Raw genomic sequence first — 19,201 nt, forward strand, 5'->3', positions numbered from 1 at the left:
GATGCGTCGCGCGTTGCTCGCGATCACCGGCCTGGCCGCCAGCACCACCGCGCTCGTGGTGTTCAAGGGGTCGCCGGCCGCCACCCAGGTCGCCCAGAACCTGCCGACCGCCCAGCCGGTCGACCCCACCCCGCAGGACGTCGACCCGGCCGCCGCCCCGGCCCCCGGCGCCGCTGCCGATCCGGCCGCCGGGGCACCGACGCCGTCGGTGGCGCCCAGCGCGCCGCCGTCGGCCAAACCCACCAAGAGCGCCACCCGGCCGCCCAGCACCCCCCGCACCACCACGAAGGCTCCGCCCGCGCCGCAGCCCACCACCAAGGCGCCGCAGCCGACCACCCGCCGGATCACCGGGCCGGGCGTGGACAACGAGTACGGGTACGTGCAGGTGCAGATCGTGGTCTCCGGCAGCCGGATCGTCGACGCCGTCGCACTGTCGCTGCCCAGCGGGGGTGAGTCCGACATCCACAGCGACGACGTCAGCGGCCGGTACGACGGAAGCGGCGGCGAGGTGGTGCAGAAGCAGAGCGCCAACGTCAACACCGTCTCCGGTGCCACCGAGACCAGCAACTCCTACAAGCAGTCGCTGCGGGGCGCGATCGAGCAGGCGTTCTGAGGTGCCGGTGGCGCTGATCCGACCCGGGCTGTGCCGGGTCGAGCAGATCATGGGTACGGCGATCACCCTGGACCTCGCCGACGACCTGCCGCCGGCCACCCTGTCCGAGTTGGCCGACGACGTCTTCGCCTGGATGCGCGAGGTGGACGCCCGGTTCAGCACGTACCGGCCGGACAGCGAGGTGTGCCGCTTCGACCGGGGTGCGGTGCTGCTCTCCGAGGCGTCGGCGGAGCTGCGGTTCGTGCTGGAGACCTGTGCCGACCTGTGGGGTGCCACCGACGGGTTCTTCGACGCGTACGCCACCGGGCGGCTCGACCCGTCCGGCTTCGTCAAGGGGTGGGCCGCCCAGGTCGCCTCGGACCGCCTGCTCGCCGCCGGTGCCGTGAACCACTGCGTGAACGCCGGCGGTGACCTGCGGGTGCGGGGCCTGTCCCCGACCGGGGCACCGTGGCGCATCGGCATCCGGCACCCCTGGGACGCCATGGCGACCTGCCTGGTGCTCACCGGGACCGACCTGGCCGTGGCGACGTCCGGTGTCTACGAGCGGGGCCGGCACGTGTTGGACCCACGCCGGGGCACCCCGGCCAGCGGGTTGCGCTCGGTGACAGTGGTCGGCACGGACCTCGGCGTGGCCGACGCGTACGCCACCGCCGCCCTGGCCATGGGCACCCCCGGTCTGGGTTGGCTGAACAGCCTGGACGACCACACCCACGCGGTGGTGACCGACGACGCCCGCCAATACCATTCCGCCGGCCTGCCCCGAACCACCTAGCCCCCCGCCCCCCGTGCGGGGGCGGGGCGAGGGTTGGGTGGTCTAGCGGACTGGGCGGTGGGTGCCGGCTGGGCGGGAGCCGGTGGGGCGTGGGCGGCCGGGGCGCGAGCCGGACGGTCGGGTGCCGGCCCAACGGTGCCGTGGGTGGCTGCGTCGGGGCGGCTCGGTGCCGCCGGGATGAGGCGCTCTGTCGTCCGTGGACATCGTTCCCCCGTTCGTGGCGCGCGTTGCGCGCTGTCTCACCTGTCAACGAGGACCGGCGCCCCGGCGACGCTGTCGGGCACCGGATCGAATCGTCGGTCGGGCCGCTCTCATCGGCCTCGTCGGGGCAGCGGCAGGTGACCGGGGAGCAGGTCGGGGGCGAGGGTCACCCCGGTGGCGCGCAGCGCCCCGATCAACGTGTTCTGTACGAGGTACGAGTCCGGCAGTTGCCAGCGGGCCTGCTCGGGGGCGACCGCCCAGCGGACCGGCCCCTCCGGCAGCCGGGTGGGCGGCGCGGGGATCCACGAGCCCGGCCCGTGCCGGACCACGTGGAAGCAGTGCTCCAACTCCGGCCGGAGCGGGTCGCCGGGGCGGACCAGGAACATCCACCGCCCGGTGGGGGTGACGAGCACCGGGCCGCGTACGCCGGTGCCGGCCGGGTGGATCTGTACCGCGTCGAGGACGTGCCGGCCCAGGTGGGCGGGCACCTCCAACACGTCGAAGGTCCGGCCGGTGGGCAGCAGCACCCCGTGTGGACGGTTCCGCCACCAGGTGGCCACCCGGGCGGGGTCGGCGCTGGCGGCCAACTCCCAGTTCTCCAGGGCGGGGTGGCAGCCCACGGTGGGACATCCGGCCCGGCCACAGACGAAGCGACTTCGGGCCAGGCAGGCCCCTGGCGTGACCTCCCAACCGTGTGTGACGTATCGCATGGCGACCCTGCGCAGCCGGACTCGTTCCAGTGGTGACAGTTCGGCGACGCGCGGTCCGACGTTCCCCCACATGTGTGCCATCTCCCCTCGTCGGGCCCGGCGGTCGCCAGGTCGCATGTCGAGCACCGTCACTGCCGTAACCCACGATCGTTGAGGTTGACGAACGGCTCGTGCAACTTGCACGAAAGTACGAGGACTAGCCGTTCGACTGACGTACATCGTGTGCGACCAGCGAGAACCTGAAAGCGAACGGCGGCCGTCGCACCCGCTGACATCGCCCCCGCTCGATCTATCGGCGGCGGCAGAGGAGGATGGGCAGATGGACGAGCTACCCATAGGACGGCGAGTGGCCTACTGGCGGGGGCGCCGCAAAATGTCGCAACAGGTCTTCGCCGACCGGCTCGGCAAGTCCAAGAGTTGGGTGGACAAGGTCGAACGCGGCGTCCGCCGGTTGGACAAGTTCTCCGTCCTCTACGAGATCGCCGACATCCTCCAGATGGACGTGCAACTGCTGATGGGCAAGGATCCGGAACGGCGCGCCGACGCCCTCAACTGCATCGACCAGGTCGAGGTGCAGGAGATTCGTTCCGCGCTGGAACGCTACGACTCGATGAGCGCGTACTTCGACGCGGTGCCGTGTCCGCCACCGCTGGACGACCTGCGCAAGGCCGTCAACCACGCCTGGCTCACCTACCAGTACGGCCGCTACGGCATGCTCACCCGGGCCCTGCCGAAGCTGCTGCGCGACGCCCAGGCGGCCGACGCCGCCTACGGCGGTGAGCGGGCCGCCGAGGCGGCCCACCTGCTCGGCCAGGTCTACCAGATCGCCTCCTCGGTGCTGCGCAAGCTCGGCGAGTGCGAGCTGGCCTGGCTGGCCGCCGACCGGTCGATGGCGGTGGCCCAGCGCGCCGACGACCCCCTACTGGCCGGCATCGCCACCACCCGGGTGTGCAACGCGCTGGCCGCGATGGGTCGGGCCCGCCCCGCACTGGAGCTGAACGTCCAGATCGCCAACCGGCTGGCACCGGGCGGAAGCAACGAGGTCACCCCGGCCCGGCTCTCCGTCTACGGGATGCTGCTGCTGCAGGGCGCGATGGCCGCGTCCCGCATCGGCGACTCGGCAAGCGTCGACGACCTGATCAACGGTGCCCAGGAGGCCGCGACCCTGCTCGGCGGCGACCACAACCACTACTGGACGTCGTTCGGCCCGACGAACGTCGAGCTGCACCGGGCCGCCGCCGCGGTGGAGTTGGGCGACGGGGGTCGGGCGGTGGAGGTGCACCACCGCATCGCGGAGCACTCCTTCAACGCGCTGCTGCCCGAACGCCGCGCCCACCACCTGCTCGACATCGCCCGCGGGTACGCCCAGGTCGGCGACGTGGCGAACGCCGGCGAGATGTTGCTGATGGGTGATCGGCTCGCGCCGTCGGAGATCCGCTGCCGGCCGATCGCCCACGAGGTGATGTCGGACGTCCTTCGTCGCACACGTGGTGCGCCGTCTTCTCTGGTAGCGGAGTTGGCTGAGCACATGGGAGTAGGGGTATGACCGCGGAGCCGGTGTGATGGCCGGTTCGGCGCGCGGCAGCGGGCACCGTGCGGTGCTCTACGTCATCGCCTGTGGTTCGCCGCTGGCCCGCAGGGTCGGGCAGTTGGTCGACCTGGCGCAGCAGGACGGCTGGGACGTCTGCGTGGTCGTCACGCCGGACGGCGCCAAGTTCGTCGACCAGGCCGCCCTGGCCCGGCAGACCGGCCACCCGGTGCGGACGCACTACAAGAATCCCGACGACCCGGACGTGTTGCCCCCCGCCGACGCCATGATCGTCTGCCCGGCGACGGTCAACACGGTCAACAAGTGGGCGGCCGGGATCACCGACACACTCGCGCTGGGGCTGCTGGTCGAGGCGCAGGGCAAGGGCATCCCCATCGTGGCGGTGCCGTACACCAACGTCGCGATGGCCGCCCATCCGGCGTTCCGCGCCGGTGTGGCCCGGCTGGCCGAGTGGGGTGTCACGGTGCTCTTCGGTGACGACGTGGTCGCCCTGCACCCGCCCGGCACGGGAGAGCAACACCTGCACGCCTTCCCGTGGGCGATGCCGCTGGCCGCGCTGCACGCCGTCACCGTGGGAGCCGTCTAGGGCCCACGGCGCGACGCGACCGGGCCGGGCGTCACCGCTGGGCCGCCCCCGCGCCGGTAAGCTGGCCCGCCGTGAGCACTAGCAGATCCGTTCCCACGGTGACCGACGTGGTGGCCGAGCTGGAACGGCGCTATCCACCGGTCTGGGCCGAGGACTGGGACCGGGTGGGCCTGGTGCTCGGCGAGCCGACCGCCCCGGTTCGCCGGGTGCTCTGCGTGGTCGACGTGGTGCCCGAGACGGTCGCCGAAGCACTGGCCGCCGACGTGGACATGATCGTCGCGCATCACCCGCTGTTGCTGCGCGGGGTCTCGTCGGTGGCGCCGACGACCTTCAAGGGGCGGATCATCCACCAGATGATCCGGGCCGGGGTGGCGCTCTACGCGGCGCACACCAACGCCGACGTGGCCTCCCCGGGCGTCTCCGACGCCCTCGCCGCCCGATTCGGGCTCACCGATCTGCGCCCGCTCCAACGGCCCGCGCCCGGCTCGCCCGCCCACGGCGACGACCGGGGTTTCGGCCGGATCGGCGAGCTGCCCGAGCCGATGACCCTCGCCGAACTGACCCGGCACGCCGCCGTGGTGCTCCCCGTCACGTCCTGGGGAGTTCGCGCCGCGGGGGATCCCGGGCGTATGGTTCGTACCCTCGCCGTCAGCGGCGGGTCGGGGGACAGCTTCCTCGGCGCCGCGACCGCCGCCGGGGTGGACGCGTTCCTCACCGCCGACCTGCGGCACCACCCGGCCGGCGAGCACCTCGCCGCCGATGGTCCCGCCCTGATCGACGCCGCCCACTGGGCGACCGAACGACCGTGGCTGGACGACCTGGCCACCCTCCTACGGGAGGCGCTGGGCGTCGAGACGCTGGTGTCCGACCTGGATACCGACCCGTGGACCGTGCATGCCGCCGCACCCGTTGTGGACGACAAGGAGCCCGACCGTGAAGGCTGACCCTCAGGTGCAGCGCCGCCTGCTCGACCTCCAGGCGATCGACACCAACCTCGCCCAGCTCGCCCACCGCAGGCGAACGCTTGCCGAGCGGGCCGAGCTGGAGTCGCTGGCCCGGGAGCTGTCGTCGTTGGAGGACGAGCGGGTCCGCGCCCAGGTGGCGGTCGACGACCTGGACCGGGACATCGCCCGGCTGGAGAAGGACGTCGACCAGGTCCGCGCCCGCAAGGAGAAGGACGAGAACCGGCTGGCCGCCGGCACCGGCCCGGCCCGCGAGTTGGAGGCGCTCCAGCACGAGCTGGTCTCGCTGAACCGGCGCCAGGGCGACCTGGAGGACGCCGAACTGGAGCTGATGGAGCAGCGCGAGACCGCGCAGGGCGTGCTGGACGGCGTGGAGCAGCGGCTGGCCGACACCCGGGACAAGCGGGCCGCGACCGAGCAGCGCCGCGACGACGCGTTGGCCGAGATCGCCAAGGAGGAGGAGTTCAAGCGGGGGGCCCGTCAGCCGCTCGCCGCCGACCTCCCGAGCGATCTGGTCACCCTCTACGACAAGATCCGCGAGGACACCGGTCTCGGTGCCGCGCTGCTCACCGCGGGCCGCTGCGGCGGGTGTCGGCTGGAGCTGTCCGGCGCCGACCTGGCCCGCATCCGCAAGGCGGCCCCGGACGACGTGGTCCGCTGCGAGGACTGCCGCCGGATCATGGTTCGTACCAACGAGTCGGGCCTGTAGGTCGTGGCGCCGCGCGTGGTCGCCGTCGAGGCCGACGGTGGGTCCCGGGGCAACCCCGGCCCGGCCGGCTACGGCGCGGTGGTGCTCGACCCGGAGACCGGCGAGGTGCTCGCCGAGCGTTCCGAGTCGCTGGGTACGACGACGAACAACGTCGCCGAGTACCAGGGGCTGATCGCCGGCCTGACCGCCGCCGCCGAGCTGGGTGCCGCCGAGGTGGACGTCCGGATGGACTCCAAACTGGTGGTCGAGCAGATGTGCGGCCGGTGGCAGATCAAGCACCCCGGCCTGCGTCCCCTCGCCGCCCAGGCCGCCGGGTTGGTGGGCCGGTTCACCGCCGTCCGGTTCACCTGGATTCCGCGCGAGCAGAACCGGCACGCCGACGCGCTCGCCAACGCCGCCATGGACGCCGCCGCCGGCCGTCCCACCTCGTCCCGGAAAGCGGGCCAACCGCCGGCGACACCCGCGATCGGCAGCGACCCGGCGACCGCACCGGCCTCGTGGGAGCCACGGCCGACCTTCACCGCCACCCGGCTGATCCTGGTCCGCCACGGTGAGACCGAGTACACCGAGCAGCGGCGCTACTCCGGCCGCGGTGACGTGCCCCTGTCCGAGCGCGGCCGGGCCCAGGCCGGGGCCACCGGCGCCCGGGTGGCCGCGCTGGCCCCGTCCGTCGCGGCCGTGCTCAGCTCACCGCTGTCCCGGTGTACGGCCACCGCGGCGGCGATCGCCGAAGCGCTCGGCGGTGACGTGCCGGTGCGTACCGAGGACGACCTGATCGAGTGCGACTTCGGCGCGTGGGAGGGGCGCACCTTCGCCGAGGTGCGTCAGCAGTGGCCGGGGGAGATGGACGCCTGGCTCGCCTCACCCCGGATCGCCCCGCCGGACGGAGAGTCGTTCACCCATGTCGCCGAACGCGCGCACCGCGTGACCGCCGGGCTGCTCACCGCGTACCCCGGGGAGACCGTGGTGGTGGTCTCGCACGTCTCGCCGATCAAGCTGATGCTGCGCGACGCCCTCGCGGCCGGCGACGGGTTCCTGCACCGGCTCTTCCTGGACGCGGCCGGCATCTCGGTGCTCGACATGTGGCCCGACGGCGGCGTGGCCGTGCGCACGGTCAACGACACCGCCCACCTCGCCGCGCTCTGAGCCGCCGCACCCTCCGCTGCCAGGGCCGGCCGGTCGCGCCGTTCGGCGCAGCCGGCCGGCCGTTCGGCGCAGCGCCCTCCGGGCGGGCGAGGTGACGGCCATCACAGGGTCGTAGCCTCCGGCCGTTACATCGAGAGCCTCGACTCCCCGGAGGTGTGTCAGATGGCTGCACCCGAACCGGAGGCGCCAACCGCGGCGCCGGCCAGGGCGAAGGACCACAGCCCCTGGAACTGGTTGCTCTTCATCCCCATCGTCGTACCGCTGATCCCGGCCCTCTTCAACGGCGACTCGCCCCGGGTCTTCGGCTTCCCGCGCTTCTACTGGCTGCAACTGGCCTTCATCCTGCTCGGCGTCGGCACCACGACGCTGGTCTACCAGATGACGAAGAAGCGGGGTGGCCGCTGATGTGGCGCGACCATCTCACCGAGATCATCGTCTTTTCACTGCTGTTCCTCCTGGTCAGCGCAATGGGCTTCGTGGCCGCCCGGTGGCGGGCACCGAAGGACATGGCGCACCTGGACGAGTGGGGGCTGGGCGGCCGCAGCTTCGGCGGCTGGATCACCTGGTTCCTGGTCGGCGGTGACCTCTACACCGCGTACACCTTCGTGGCGGTGCCGGCGTTGATGTTCGGTGCCGGCGCGGCCGGGTTCTTCGCCGTGCCGTACACCATCGTCATCTACCCGCTGGTCTTCCTGGTGCTGGTGCGCCTCTGGTCGGTGTCGCACCGGCACGGGTTCGTCACGCCGGCCGACTTCGTCCGCAACCGGTTCGACTCGCCGGTGCTGGCCCTGCTGATCGCCATCACCGGCATCGTGGCCACCATGCCGTACATCGCGTTGCAGCTCATCGGCATCGAAGCGGTGCTCAAGACGATGGGCGTCACCGGCGACAACGCGCTGGCCCGGCACCTGCCGATCATCATCGCGTTCGCCATCCTGGCCGCGTACACGTACCAGTCGGGGCTGCGCGCGCCCGCGCTCATCGCGTTCGTCAAGGACAGCCTGATCTACATCGTCATCCTGGTGGCGGTCGTCTACCTGCCGTACAAGCTGGGCGGCTGGGGTGACATCTTCGCCGCCGCGGACGCGAAGTTCGACGCCTCACCCAACCCGAACGACGGCATCCTGCTCAACGGCAACAACCAGCTTCAGTACATGACGCTGGCGCTCGGCTCGGCGCTGGCGCTCTTCCTCTACCCGCACAGCATCACCGGTGTGCTGGCCAGCAAGAACCGCGACGTGATCAAGCGGAACATGTCGGCGCTGCCGGCGTACAGCCTGCTGCTCGGGCTGATCGCACTGCTCGGCTACATGGCCATCGCGGCCGGAGTGAAGCCACTGCCCGGCGCGACGGAGGGCACTGTCGACAACAACACGATCGTGCCGCTGCTGTTCGACCAGCAGTTCCCGGACTGGTTCGCCGGTGTGGCGTACGCCGCGATCGGCATCGGTGCGCTGGTGCCCGCGGCGATCATGTCGATCGCGGCGGCGAACCTGTTCACCCGCAACATCTACAAGGAGTACCTGAAGCGGGACGCCTCCCCGGCCCAGGAGGCGAACGTCTCGAAGATCACCTCGCTGGTGGTGAAGGTCGGCGCGGTGGCCTGCATCGTGTTCCTCGACCCGCAGTTCTCCATCGACCTCCAGCTGATCGGCGGCGTGATCATCCTGCAGACGCTGCCGGCGGTGGCGCTGGGTCTCTACACCCGCTGGTTCCACCGCACCGGCCTGATCGTCGGCTGGGTGGCCGGCATGGGCCTGGGCATGTGGATGCTCTACCAGGTGGCCAGCCCGACCCGGAAGCACTTCGGCGGCTCGGCGTTCCCGCTGTCGGAGTTCGGGTTCGACACCACCAAGACGATCTACGTCGGCATCGTGGCGGTGGCGGTCAACCTGGCCGTCGCGGCACTGGTGACGCTGGCGCTGCGGGCCGCCAAGGTGGACGAGGGAGTCGACGGCACCACGCCCGACGACTACTTCGCCGACGAGGGCGACCCCCGGGTCACCCCGGGCACCGAAAGCGACGCCGACTCGGCCCGCGAGCCGGTCGCCTGACCCGGGTACGCCCGGGTGCCGACGTGGGTCGGTGCCCGGGTGTACCGGTCATCCCGTCCTCGCGTGTCGCGCGCCGATCTTGCAGTGACGGCGCCCGTCCTGTGCGGATTCGCCCCCGTTAGTCCTCGCGCTGAGTGCAGGGTCGACGAGGCCGGGACGCGCCTCGCGCCGATCATGGACTTGTGGTGCCCGGTATGTGGTAACTCGCGCCGCTTGCCCCCCACCACAAGTCCATGATCGACGGGTTGGCGGGCGGGTCGGGGTGACGGGATGAGGGCTGGAGCGGGTGGGGTGGGAGGGCGGGGCGGGGTAGGTGGGTGGGGCTGGGAGGGCTAGCGGCGGTTGTGGGTTACCAGGGCCTGGTTGAGGCGGCCCAGGAGGGTTGCCAGGGCTGTGCGGTCCTCGGTGGTCCAGTCGGCCAGCATGTCGCCGTAGAGCCGGGTGCGGGCGGCCTGCACGACGGCCATCCGTTGGAGGCCGGCGGCGGTGGGGGAGATGACAGTGCCCCGGCCGTCGGAGGGATCCGGGGTGCGAGTGATCAGCCCGTCGCGTTGCAGGGCGGAGACCTGCCGGGTCACCGTCGAGCCGTCCAGGTTGAGCCGGGCGGCGAGCGCCGAGACGTTCTGTGGGCCGGCGTCGGCCAGGTGGCGCAGGATGACGTACGCCGCGCGGTCGAGCACCCGGTGCTCGGCGGTGCCGGTGGCCCGCCGGGTGGCCTCGCCGAAGCGCATCAGCAGGGCCACCTCGGTCTCGATCCGGCCGAGGGTGCTCTCGTCGTCGTCGCTCATAGCTGTATCCTACAGAATAAGTACCTGTACGATGCAGCTATCTGAGGAGTCGGAGTGATCCCGGCGACGCTGGCCAGCGGCCGGTTCGGCTTCAAGCCGGTGCTGATCACCGGCGTCTCAGCTCAGGGCGCGCCAGAGCAGGTAGAGGCCGATCGTCGTGCCGAACACCACGATCAGCGTCTTGAGCACCACCGGCGGCAGCCGGCGGACGAGCCGGGCGCCCGCGTACCCCCCAAGGAGGGTGGCCGGCGCGACCACCGCGACCGCCGCCCAGTTCACCGGGCCGAACAGGGCGAACACCACGAGCGTGGTCAACCCCACCAACGCGGAGAGCAGATTCTTGATCGCGCTCACCCGTGCCAGCGTCGCGTCCAGCACCAGGGCCAGCCCGGCGACAAGCATCACCCCGAGTGCCGCACCGAAGTAACCGCCGTACACCGCGCCAAGCGCGACCATCGCCTGCACCGTGACCGTCCGCCGGCGTGGCGACAGGTCCCGGGGGTGACCGACCAGCCGGCGCAGCGGGTCCTGGAACGCCAGGACCGCTGTCGCGCCGAGGACCAGAAAGGGTACGACCAGCTCGAACGCGCGGGCCGGGGTGGCCAGCAACAGCAGCGCCCCGACGATCGTGCCGACGATCGTGGTGGGTATCAGCGTGGCCAGCGCCCGGGGGCGCGGCAGGTCCATCCGGCTGCCCGCCACGCTGGCCAGGTAACCGGGGAACACCGCGATGGAGTTGCTGACGTTCGCCGGAACCGGGGGCAACCCGACCGCGATCATCGCCGGGAAAGTGATGAGCGAACCGCCACCGGCCACCGCGTTGACCGTGCCAGCGGCGAGACCGGCGGCGAGCAGCAGCGCCGCGTGGGAGAGATCCATAGCCCCACGAGGCTAGCCCGGCCGACTGGACCCCCACACGAGCGGTTGGCCAGTCGCCCGCGCGCCGACACCGAACGTCAGTGGGTGGTCGGCGTGACCCCGTCCAGCAGGTCGGCCAGTCGCTCGGTGGTCGCCGGTGCCCGCAGGTGCAGCCGGGCCACGTTGATGCTGTCCTGCCCGATCACGGCGAGCAGAGCGTGCCCGCTGACCGCGTACACGCTCAGGTAGCCGCCTGCGTTGCGAATCGTGGACTGCTGGAAGTCGCCCTGGCCGAGCCGGAACCCGATCTGTCGACCCAGCCCGTACGTCGTGGCGGCCAGCGCGGCAAGGTCGTGCGGGTCGGCGTCGGTCTGAATGTTGTGGGTGATGAGCAGGCCGTCCACGCCGCCGAGCACACACCCGTCCACTCCGGGGATCTGCACCCGCAGCTCGGCTAGCTCCTGCCCGATTGCCGGATACGGCAGCGCCGGGTTCCCGGCCAGCGAGGGCGGCAGGGGGCGTGGCGGCTCCAGGGTGTCGGCCCCCCTCGGGGTGCGGCGGGGAAGCCCGTCAGCTCCGCTCACAGCTCCAGGGTCTCCTCGATCACCCGCAGCTGATGGCGGGCCATCGCCAGGTTGGCCCGGCTCTTGCTCAGCATCAGGTAGAGGAAGAGACCCTTGCCCGCCCGACCGGTCAACGGCCGGATCAGGTGGTACTGCGTGCCGAGCGTGATGAGGATGTCCTCGATCTCGTCGTTGAGGTTGAGCATCTCGATGGTGCGCAGCTTGGCCCGGACCACATCTGTGTTACCGGCCGCGGCCACCGTCAGGTCGATCTCGCCGGTGCCGCCGGCCACGCCGAGCGTCATGCCGCTGCTGTGGTCGACGAGCGCGGCGCCGATCGCGCCGTCGATGCCCATCGCGCTCTTGAGGGCGATGTCGAGGTTCGTCAAGGTGTCTTCTCCCAGGTCTGACGGGTGGTGGCACCGTCGCACGCACGGGGTTACCAGGCCATGACAGGTGGTACACACCCGCAAAGGGGACCCTCCGGCGGATTGTTCCCTTTCCCGCTGAGCTGATACGGCCTGCAATACCGGAATCGGGTCTCCTGTTTCCGTGGGCGTCGTACACCGCCGCCATGGGCGTCGACCTTCGGGCGGAGCTGCTGACCCGGTATCGCTGTCGTCTGCTCCTGATCCACGGGCGGGGCCACGCCGCTGCTGTGGCACGCTTCGGTGATGATCGAGCTCGCGGACATCGAGGCGACCGCCGACCGGATCGCCGGCCATGTGGTCCACACGCCCACCGTGCCCAGCCCCGGCCTGTCCGAGCTACTCGGCGTGCCCGTCACCGCCAAGTTGGAGCTGCTGCAACGTACCGGGTCGTTCAAGGCGCGTGGCGCGGCGGCGAAGCTGCTCGTCCTGGACGACGCCGAGCGGGCGGCGGGCGTGGTGGCGGTCAGCGGTGGCAACCACGGCATCGCGGTCGCGGTGATGGCCGGTGCCCTGGGCGTGGCGGCGACCGTGGTGATGCCCCGGACGGCGCCGGCGCGTGCCGTCGAGGTGGCCCGCGCGGCCGGTGCCGACGTCCAGCTGACCGACGGCATGCCCGCCGCGTTCGCGCTCATGTCCCGGCTACGGGAGGACGGCCTGACCCTGCTGCACCCGTTCGACGACCCGGTGGTGCTCGCCGGGCAGGGCACTGTCGGATTGGAGTTCGCCGACGACGCCGGTGAGTTGACCGACGTGCTGGTCAGCGTCGGCGGCGGAGCGCTGATCTCCGGGGTGGCCGCGGCGCTGCGGGCACGCCGGCCCGGGGTACGGGTCTGGGGCGTGGAGACCGAGGGCGCGCAGGCGATGTCGCAGGCCCTGGCCAAGGGTGGGCCGGTCGAGGTGCCGCTGTCGTCGATCGTCACCACGCTCAGCGCGCCGACCGTCTCGCGGCTCACCTACGATCACGTGACTGCCCTGGTCAGCGACGTGCTCGTGGTCTCCGACGCCGAGGCGGTGCGGGGGACTGTGGAGTTGGCCGAGCACGCGAAGGTCTGGGCCGAGCCGGCCGCCGGATGCCTGCTGCCGGCCGCCCGCCGGGTACGGGAACGGGTGGGTGACGATGCCCGGTTGGGTCTCGTGCTCTGCGGCGGCAACGCCACGGTCGCCGACGTGGCGTCGTGGACGGCGCGCCTGAGCGCCCTCGGGTAATCGTCCCTGTGGCCGGTAGCAGGCCACCCCGCACGACCCAGCCTCCGTCTGCCGGTCGCGTCGGTCCGCCATCGGCCGAGCCGGGGCGGAACAGGGCGTCCCCATCACGTCGTTAGGATGGGAGCGCGACGGACGAGTCGACCGGGCGGTCGCGTCGGCGGGCTTCGGCCCGCCGCCGAGGAACGTCCGGACTCCACAGGGCAGGGTGGTTGTTAACGGCAACCCGGGGCGACCCGCGGGACAGTGCCACAGAAAACAGACCGCCGACCCCAACGGGGACGGTAAGGGTGAAACGGTGGGGTAAGAGCCCACCAGCACCCCGGGTGACCGGGGTGGCTCGGTAAACCCCACCCGGAGCAAGGCCAAGCAAGGGCCGTCACCGCAAGATGACGACCCGGCGCAGACGCTTGAGGGCTGCCCGCCCGATGTCTGCGGGTAGGCCGCTGGAGCCTGCCGGCAACGGCAGGCCGAGATGGATGGCCGCCGCCGGCGCAAACCCTCCGGGGTATGCGCCGCGCACAGAATCCGGCGTACAGGTCGACTCGTCCGTCGCCCACCAGCTCAGAGACCTGATCAAGGCTCTGAGCTGGTCGTTTATCTGGTGCCGTTGGTTGACCTTGGTCATCATTGGGTGGCGTTTGACGGCCTGGCCACGGCCTGAGACGGCCTGGAGACGGCCTGAGTGCTGGGTCAGTTCGCCTCCCTCGGTCCGGCGCACTCTGCCGTCTGAGGCCCTTCCAGGCCGGCGCTTGGTGACCTGAATCGATGGCCGCCGGCTGCGGAGAGGCCCCTAGGCCCTGGCGGTGGAGTTGGTGCCGCAACCCGGTGACCGGTGGCAAGCCAGTCCCGGGGTTGGACTGGCGCGGCAGGCGGAAGCCCAACCACACGACCAGGCCGAGCCGCTGGCTTCCGTAGCGGCCTCCGTGGTCCCATCCGTGGATGCGATGGGATGAGTGCGTGCCGGAGCTGCTGGCGCACCTGGGGGAGATGGGTCTGGTCGGGCTCGTCAAGATTGACGGGGAACGAGAGCACAAGCCCTGGACCGTGGTGATCTCGGGCCAGCGGCTCGATGGTGCCTCGATCAGGCTCGACGGCAACAGCCTTGACTACTGCCTGCGCCATGCGGTCGCTGCGCTTCGGGAGCGCTTCCCGGAGGAACTCGCGTTGGGCTGAGCTCCAGCTCAGATGTGGGGGCGGTGTCCCGGCGGCTCACCGCCCCGGTGCCGCAGGCGACCGGGGCGGGTTGCCGCCGGCCGGGCTTGCCGCCCCGCACCGCGCGGAGCGCGGTGCCTTGATCCAGAACAGAGGAAATCGGCAACAGCATGGGGGCGACGTTGGGGGCGACTGGTTCGAACTCTCCTGGGGGTGCAGGTCCAGTCCTCTCCAAGGGGGCCGGAATTGACCGACCGTTAGTAGCTCCGGCCGTGTCAGGGCTCGTCAGCACGTTTCTGTCGGGGCGGCTTGTCCCCGGTGTCGCTGGCTTCTGCTGGCTCGCTCGCCCGCTTAATCGACAGGGCAACAAATTCTTCTTGTGCGGCAAGGTCACCTGCCGCAGCCATAGCACGAAGTTCAACTTCTCGACCCTGCTCGGCTAGTAGCTCAGCGAGCAGCCTGCGAGCAGGAATACTGCCCTCGCCGGCGAGCCGTCGTAATTCGCTCTCGCATGCGGACAGTTGTTGACGTCTCTCGTCGTTCTTGTCATCGAGGACAGGAGACGAGCCATCTTTACCGCCGCGGCTTAGGATCTCTGTAGCGAGGGCGCTGGCGGCGGAGCGTTCCCGGCTAATGCGAACTAGCTCCCGCGGGCGAGTAAGCAGATCGTCGATTAGGAGATTCCCAATGCCTCCGTCTGAAGCTAATTCCTGGACCTCGCTATGCCTGTTCTCCGAAAGCAGGAAGAGTGTCAACTTCCACCGAGCGTCTAAATCCCCTGATTCGGAGAGCTTTCGTAGGTCGTTTTCGCGGCCTTGCTTGGCTAGAAGGTCGCTCAAGGCTCGGCGGGCATGGACCACGTCTCCAAGCGCAATCAGCTCTCGTAGTCGATCCTCCTGACCAGTTGCGGCTAGAAGCCCAGGGAGTCGCCTCCGTGCTATGGGATTCAATGCGTAAACTCGACGATATAGATCAATGGCGCTGTGGGGAGAGCCGCATTGCTCGGCATTCAGTGCAAGTTGCATCAAGACGTCCGGGGTGTCCGTATGTGCGGAGAGGAGTTTGCGGAAGTCGGGGGGGAGGGGTTCATAGTATCGGTGTATCGACGCATATTGCTGTAGGTAGTCTGCCACCTCGTATCCTGCAATTGTGCCCATATTCGGCCCCGGAATAGGGATTAGCGCTTGAACGGCTCCGTGAAGCTTTTTTGTCGAATGGGCAAGGGCGGTTTGTAACCAATCGCTACTGGCCTCCGCAATCTGCACTCCACTCAGATATGCCTGCGCGGTGGCACTGAGCATCTGGGCTGTCAGGGGTGCCCGGATGCCTATTCTCCGAATGTCGATCGCAGCCGTAAGGATGGCCCAACCATAAGGTTGGGAAACCTTTCCGTGGTTCCAATGAGTAATTAGTTGTGGAGCACCTGCCAAATGTTGGGTGAGCCCATACTGGCTGTCGGCTAGTGCCCCCACCAGCCGGCGGTCGCCGGTGGCATTGGCAACGCGGCTGGCCTGCTCGCGCTCGTGTGTACTAAATCGGTCGGGAACGTCAATGACTGCCTGTCCAGCGAGTGAGAGGACTTCTCGCGCATCTCGCCAGATGTCGCTTCCTTGAGCCTCCAGCCCCATCTGCGGAATCGTGCTTAGCTGCTGGTATGCCGCGGGCCAGAGCATGTCAACAACGACAACCGGACCATCAGCTTGGTGAATCAGCCCTACTATCTCAGTCTTTGTAAGGCCGCCAGGTCCTAAATACCGGATAGTGGGAGTGTCGTCTAGCCAGATCAGGGTCTTGCCCGGGATGCCATTTTTCGCTGCTTTTCGGATAGCGTCGACACCGTCGGTAAGCAACAACCGCCAGTCGGCGAAAACTTCTCGTACTGCTTCGTACATGCTACGCGACTTACCTGTGGAAGACGCGCCAACTACAACGAGAAGTCCTCCTTCTGAGGACAAGCTGCGCAGTTTCGAACGCAATTCCCGGTCATGGTCACGCAGAATGTATGGCGGAAGATGCAACCTTGTTTCTTCATCCGAATCGCTGCTTGCAGCATGGACTCCTACATGCTCGGCAAGGCAATCGTTTACAGCGATCAGCTGCCCAAAGTGCGGGTGCCTCGATTCAACGACTCCGTTAGCTGGGGTTTTTCGTTGTTCTCGCGCTTTTTGCCTCGGCTGCTTCTTACTGCTTGCGCCCAAAAGATTGAGCTGGCTGGACAAGTCGCGGACCAGCAAATTCCTGTCGACCGTTCCTGCGGTCTGTGCATATCGGGACGATAGGCTGACGAGCTTCCGCCACAAGGCAGCTGCTTGGGAAGTACCCCCGGCGACGGACAAGAGGCCAGCGATAGCTGCATCTTGGTCCGCAGGATCATCGCCTTCGAGCCGTAAATCTATTGTTCGCAGAGCCCTCAGCAATTGCCAAGTTAGCCGGTCGGCGGCATGAGAGGACTTCAACACAACCCCAGCGATGCTCGCGGCGTTGGACACCGCTTCGTCGAGCATTCGCAACCGTCCACGCACCTTCTGATTCGTGGCACGGGGAGCTAGCACCGCTGCGCGAAACCCCTTGTTGCTGCTGTGAGTGCGAGCGAACTGTCCTAATTGAGCAACCTCTTGGCAGGCAGTGTGAGGGCCGGCGACAGCCAGACCAAGCCGTATCCGGTCAGAATCGATATCCTCACGATGGTTGACGACCATGTGTAAGTAGTCGGTGATTAGCTTGATGAATTCTGAATTCCGAGAAGTGATTGAGGGGTTACGCCGGACGCCGATGTGGAGCCGTCGCTCCCCTGATTCGTGTTCACCGACGACCATCAGATCATCGACAGGGTGGCGTGCCCCCTGCTGAAAGCGAATTTCGACGGGAGTGACGTCCTCGCCCAAGCCGCGCACAGGGGACCCTTGCAGGAGAGCTGCGAGGAGGACCGCGCCATAGGTGTGTTCCAGCACGGTCCCTCCGCCGCCAGTGGAGTATGGGCTGGCGCCTCCTCTCGTTCGGGCGACAGGGGCCACGTTTGCGCACCTCCTCCTGTTTCGCTGAGGCAGCTGGGGGTGGGTCCATTCTCGTCCATCAGGTGCCAACGCTTTGGGGCCGCAGGTGTCGACGTCTATATCGGAGGTGGCTCCGGCTCTCTGTCGCCGCGTTGCTTGCTACCTGTAACCAGTGACGGTTGCCCCCCAACCGTCTTGCCTCTCTGCGGGGTAAGGCAGTCAGCAGTCTCGCTACGTCAGGCAGCCGAGTTTCAGACAGCAGCAAGGGTGGTCTGCGTGTCATCTACCGGGGCCAGCCAGCCGCAGGGAGATCTGGCACAAGCGATGCTATCCACAGCGAGTTCCCTGGGCGCACATCCGTGCGTCGGGGGCCGCTATCGTGGCGCGGCACGTGGCATGATGTGCCGTTCTCCAGAGTCGGCCATCGAGTGCAACATGCCGGCGGCGAGCGGGATGAGCCGGGCAAGGCCGGGTTGTCCATTGCGCCGGGCCAGTTCGGGCCCCAGCTTGGTCATCAGCCGGGTCAGCGCCGGCAGGGGGCGAATGAAGAGCGTGATCTCGGTGATCAGGCCGTCCGGGTGCAGGCGTAGTCGCTGGGCTTCACAGATGCGCCGGCCGTCGACCTGGGCTTCGTAGAACAGCGCCACGGTGCGGCCCTCGGCGACCTGGTCGGTGTAGGTGATGCCGTCGATCGCGGCCAGGGCCACCTCAAGCAGGTCGCGTACCTGTTGGCGACCCTGAAAAGTGAACCGCTCGGTGATCGGCGAGACAAGTGTGACCTCCGGGCTGAGAGCGGCGACCGCTGCCGCGGCGTCGCCTGCCTCGCCGGCGGCACGCCATGCGGCGACTGCGTGGTACGGCTGACTCACCGGTACTCCTTCCGGATGGGCGCCGCCGCTCGAACCAGAACCTGGCGACGACGCGCCTTCGACCCTGCGAACGACGCGGCTCATCGAGTATCGCCCTCGATGACGGCGGGAGGGGTCCCTCCATCGGGCCAGCCGCGTCCCCGGCATTGATGGAATCGCTGGACGCCAGGCGTACGGCCTGGCGCTGGCCGATCCGCCGTTACCCTGCGTGGCAGGATGAGAGGCATGGCCGAGGAGACCGCCGCCGTACAGCGGCTTTACGAGGAGTTGCTGACCGCCTGGAACGACCGCGACGCGCGCCGGTATGCCGCCTTGTTCGCCGACGACGCCTCGCTTGTCGGCTTCGACGGCAGCCAGGTCAGCGCGTCGGAGTTGGAAGGGCACCTGGCGCCGATCTTCACGGACCACCCGACCGCCTCGTACGTGTGGAGAGTGCAGGAGGTGCGTCCGCTCGGTGACGCGGTTGCGCTGCTGAGAGCGCGGGTCGGGATGGTCCCACCAGGCCAGACAGATGTGAACCCGGCGGTGAACGCGGTGCAGTCGCTGGTCGCGGTGCAGCAGAACGGGACGTGGCGTGTCGCGTTGTTCCACAACACCCCGGCGCAATACCACGGCCGGTCGGATCTCGCGGACCAGCACACAGCCGACATGCGCGACGCCCTGGCCGAGGCCAGCAGTCGTTCTTGACGCCAACTAACCGGCAACGGCATAGGCTCGACAGCTACCTGCCCGTCTAGCCCGGTCTAGGCGAACGCATCCCCTCTCAGGGCGGCAAGTCAGAGGCGAACCGGTGCTCCCACTGCCGCACGAATCCAAGGCGTGAGTACCAGGTCGCGGCGGCGTTGGCGTCGGTGGTCCTTAGGACGGGTGCAAGGTGTTTGGGCATCAAGGCAGTCTGGCACCGAGTTGCGATGATCCGGCGTCGGTTACTGCCGCTCGGCGACCTAGGGCCTGTGTCGAAGTCGGTGCCAGGGCGTGAGCTGTTGGGTGAGGATCTTCGCGTGTCGGTGTTCGAGATGTAGCGAGGTCTCCGGTATCT

The 19,201-nt window shown here is 69.1% G+C and carries 19 protein-coding genes and 1 other RNA gene; 13 read left to right on the top strand and 7 right to left on the bottom strand.

Annotation, left to right across the window (positions count from 1 at the left end; genetic code table 11):
- The first annotated feature begins 1 nt into the window (after window position 1).
- Window positions 2–613, top strand: coding sequence for an FMN-binding protein (locus ACGFIQ_RS34655; protein ID WP_393250294.1), 612 nt, complete (start codon window positions 2–4; stop codon window positions 611–613).
- Between the two features lie 49 nt (window positions 614–662).
- The gene (locus ACGFIQ_RS34660) at window positions 663–1,385 is read left to right on the top strand and encodes an FAD:protein FMN transferase (RefSeq protein WP_393250330.1); all 723 of its coding nucleotides are present in this window, start codon (window positions 663–665) and stop codon (window positions 1,383–1,385) included.
- Window positions 1,386–1,696: 311 nt separating this feature from the next.
- Here ACGFIQ_RS34660 and ACGFIQ_RS34665 read toward each other — a convergent pair whose 3' ends face one another.
- A complete protein-coding gene (locus ACGFIQ_RS34665) occupies window positions 1,697–2,368 on the bottom strand; it encodes a bifunctional DNA primase/polymerase (RefSeq protein WP_393250332.1) in 672 nt (223 codons plus the stop codon).
- A 247-nt stretch (window positions 2,369–2,615) separates the two neighbouring features.
- On the opposite strand from ACGFIQ_RS34665, the gene ACGFIQ_RS34670 reads away from it, so the two are divergent.
- The 7 genes from ACGFIQ_RS34670 (at window position 2,616) to mctP (ending at window position 9,302) form a co-directional block, all read left to right on the top strand.
- Window positions 2,616–3,842, top strand: a complete 1,227-nt coding sequence (locus tag ACGFIQ_RS34670; protein ID WP_393250296.1) for a helix-turn-helix domain-containing protein — start codon at window positions 2,616–2,618, stop codon at window positions 3,840–3,842.
- Between the two features lie 16 nt (window positions 3,843–3,858).
- Window positions 3,859–4,431 carry a flavoprotein gene (locus ACGFIQ_RS34675; protein ID WP_393250298.1) on the top strand — a complete coding sequence of 191 codons (573 nt, stop codon included), beginning with the start codon at window positions 3,859–3,861 and terminating at the stop codon, window positions 4,429–4,431.
- 107 nt (window positions 4,432–4,538) lie between these two features.
- Window positions 4,539–5,375, top strand: a complete 837-nt coding sequence (locus ACGFIQ_RS34680; RefSeq protein ID WP_393250334.1) for a Nif3-like dinuclear metal center hexameric protein — start codon at window positions 4,539–4,541, stop codon at window positions 5,373–5,375.
- The gene (locus ACGFIQ_RS34685) at window positions 5,365–6,102 is read left to right on the top strand and encodes a zinc ribbon domain-containing protein (RefSeq protein ID WP_393250300.1); all 738 of its coding nucleotides are present in this window, start codon (window positions 5,365–5,367) and stop codon (window positions 6,100–6,102) included. Before ACGFIQ_RS34680 ends, ACGFIQ_RS34685 begins: the two co-directional genes overlap by 11 nt.
- Window positions 6,103–6,105: 3 nt before the next feature.
- The gene (locus tag ACGFIQ_RS34690) at window positions 6,106–7,248 is read left to right on the top strand and encodes a bifunctional RNase H/acid phosphatase (protein ID WP_393250302.1); all 1,143 of its coding nucleotides are present in this window, start codon (window positions 6,106–6,108) and stop codon (window positions 7,246–7,248) included.
- A 162-nt stretch (window positions 7,249–7,410) separates the two neighbouring features.
- A complete protein-coding gene (locus ACGFIQ_RS34695) occupies window positions 7,411–7,653 on the top strand; it encodes a DUF3311 domain-containing protein (protein ID WP_393250304.1) in 243 nt (80 codons plus the stop codon).
- Window positions 7,653–9,302, top strand: a complete 1,650-nt coding sequence (gene mctP, locus ACGFIQ_RS34700; protein ID WP_393250306.1) for a monocarboxylate uptake permease MctP — start codon at window positions 7,653–7,655, stop codon at window positions 9,300–9,302. The genes ACGFIQ_RS34695 and mctP overlap by 1 nt, the downstream gene beginning before the upstream one ends.
- A 332-nt stretch (window positions 9,303–9,634) precedes the next feature.
- On the opposite strand, the gene ACGFIQ_RS34705 is transcribed toward mctP, so the two are convergent.
- The 4 genes from ACGFIQ_RS34705 to ACGFIQ_RS34720 form a co-directional block, all read right to left on the bottom strand.
- A complete protein-coding gene (locus ACGFIQ_RS34705; RefSeq protein WP_393250308.1) occupies window positions 9,635–10,090 on the bottom strand; it encodes a MarR family winged helix-turn-helix transcriptional regulator in 456 nt (151 codons plus the stop codon).
- A 117-nt stretch (window positions 10,091–10,207) separates the two neighbouring features.
- Entirely contained in the window at window positions 10,208–10,969 is a 762-nt protein-coding gene (locus tag ACGFIQ_RS34710; RefSeq protein WP_393250310.1) for a sulfite exporter TauE/SafE family protein, read from the bottom strand.
- 77 nt (window positions 10,970–11,046) lie between these two features.
- A complete protein-coding gene (locus ACGFIQ_RS34715; RefSeq protein WP_393250312.1) occupies window positions 11,047–11,532 on the bottom strand; it encodes a roadblock/LC7 domain-containing protein in 486 nt (161 codons plus the stop codon).
- On the bottom strand, window positions 11,529–11,900 hold the full coding sequence (locus tag ACGFIQ_RS34720; protein ID WP_393250314.1) for a hypothetical protein: 372 nt from the start codon (window positions 11,898–11,900) through the stop codon (window positions 11,529–11,531). Before ACGFIQ_RS34720 ends, ACGFIQ_RS34715 begins: the two co-directional genes overlap by 4 nt.
- 285 nt (window positions 11,901–12,185) lie before the next feature.
- Between ACGFIQ_RS34720 and ACGFIQ_RS34725 the strand changes: the two genes are divergently transcribed.
- The 3 genes from ACGFIQ_RS34725 (at window position 12,186) to ACGFIQ_RS34735 (ending at window position 14,321) form a co-directional block, all read left to right on the top strand.
- The gene (locus tag ACGFIQ_RS34725; protein WP_393250316.1) at window positions 12,186–13,148 is read left to right on the top strand and encodes a threonine/serine dehydratase; all 963 of its coding nucleotides are present in this window, start codon (window positions 12,186–12,188) and stop codon (window positions 13,146–13,148) included.
- A gap of 133 nt (window positions 13,149–13,281) precedes the next feature.
- An RNA gene (gene rnpB, locus ACGFIQ_RS34730) (RNase P RNA component class A) lies at window positions 13,282–13,697 on the top strand.
- 408 nt (window positions 13,698–14,105) lie between these two features.
- On the top strand, window positions 14,106–14,321 hold the full coding sequence (locus ACGFIQ_RS34735) for a hypothetical protein (RefSeq protein ID WP_393250318.1): 216 nt from the start codon (window positions 14,106–14,108) through the stop codon (window positions 14,319–14,321).
- Window positions 14,322–14,575: 254 nt separating this feature from the next.
- Here the strand turns inward: ACGFIQ_RS34735 and ACGFIQ_RS34740 are convergent, their stop codons facing one another.
- Complete coding sequence (locus tag ACGFIQ_RS34740) at window positions 14,576–17,251, bottom strand: tetratricopeptide repeat protein (RefSeq protein WP_393250320.1); 2,676 nt, start codon at window positions 17,249–17,251, stop codon at window positions 14,576–14,578.
- Between the two features lie 416 nt (window positions 17,252–17,667).
- Window positions 17,668–18,162 carry a nuclear transport factor 2 family protein gene (locus ACGFIQ_RS34745; protein ID WP_393250322.1) on the bottom strand — a complete coding sequence of 165 codons (495 nt, stop codon included), beginning with the start codon at window positions 18,160–18,162 and terminating at the stop codon, window positions 17,668–17,670.
- A gap of 225 nt (window positions 18,163–18,387) precedes the next feature.
- On the opposite strand from ACGFIQ_RS34745, the gene ACGFIQ_RS34750 reads away from it, so the two are divergent.
- On the top strand, window positions 18,388–18,849 hold the full coding sequence (locus tag ACGFIQ_RS34750; RefSeq protein ID WP_393250324.1) for an SgcJ/EcaC family oxidoreductase: 462 nt from the start codon (window positions 18,388–18,390) through the stop codon (window positions 18,847–18,849).
- The last annotated feature ends 352 nt before the right edge of the window (window positions 18,850–19,201 follow it).

The organism is Micromonospora sp. NPDC048898, assembly GCF_043198035.1.
Classification (GTDB): Bacteria; Actinomycetota; Actinomycetes; order Mycobacteriales; family Micromonosporaceae; genus Micromonospora.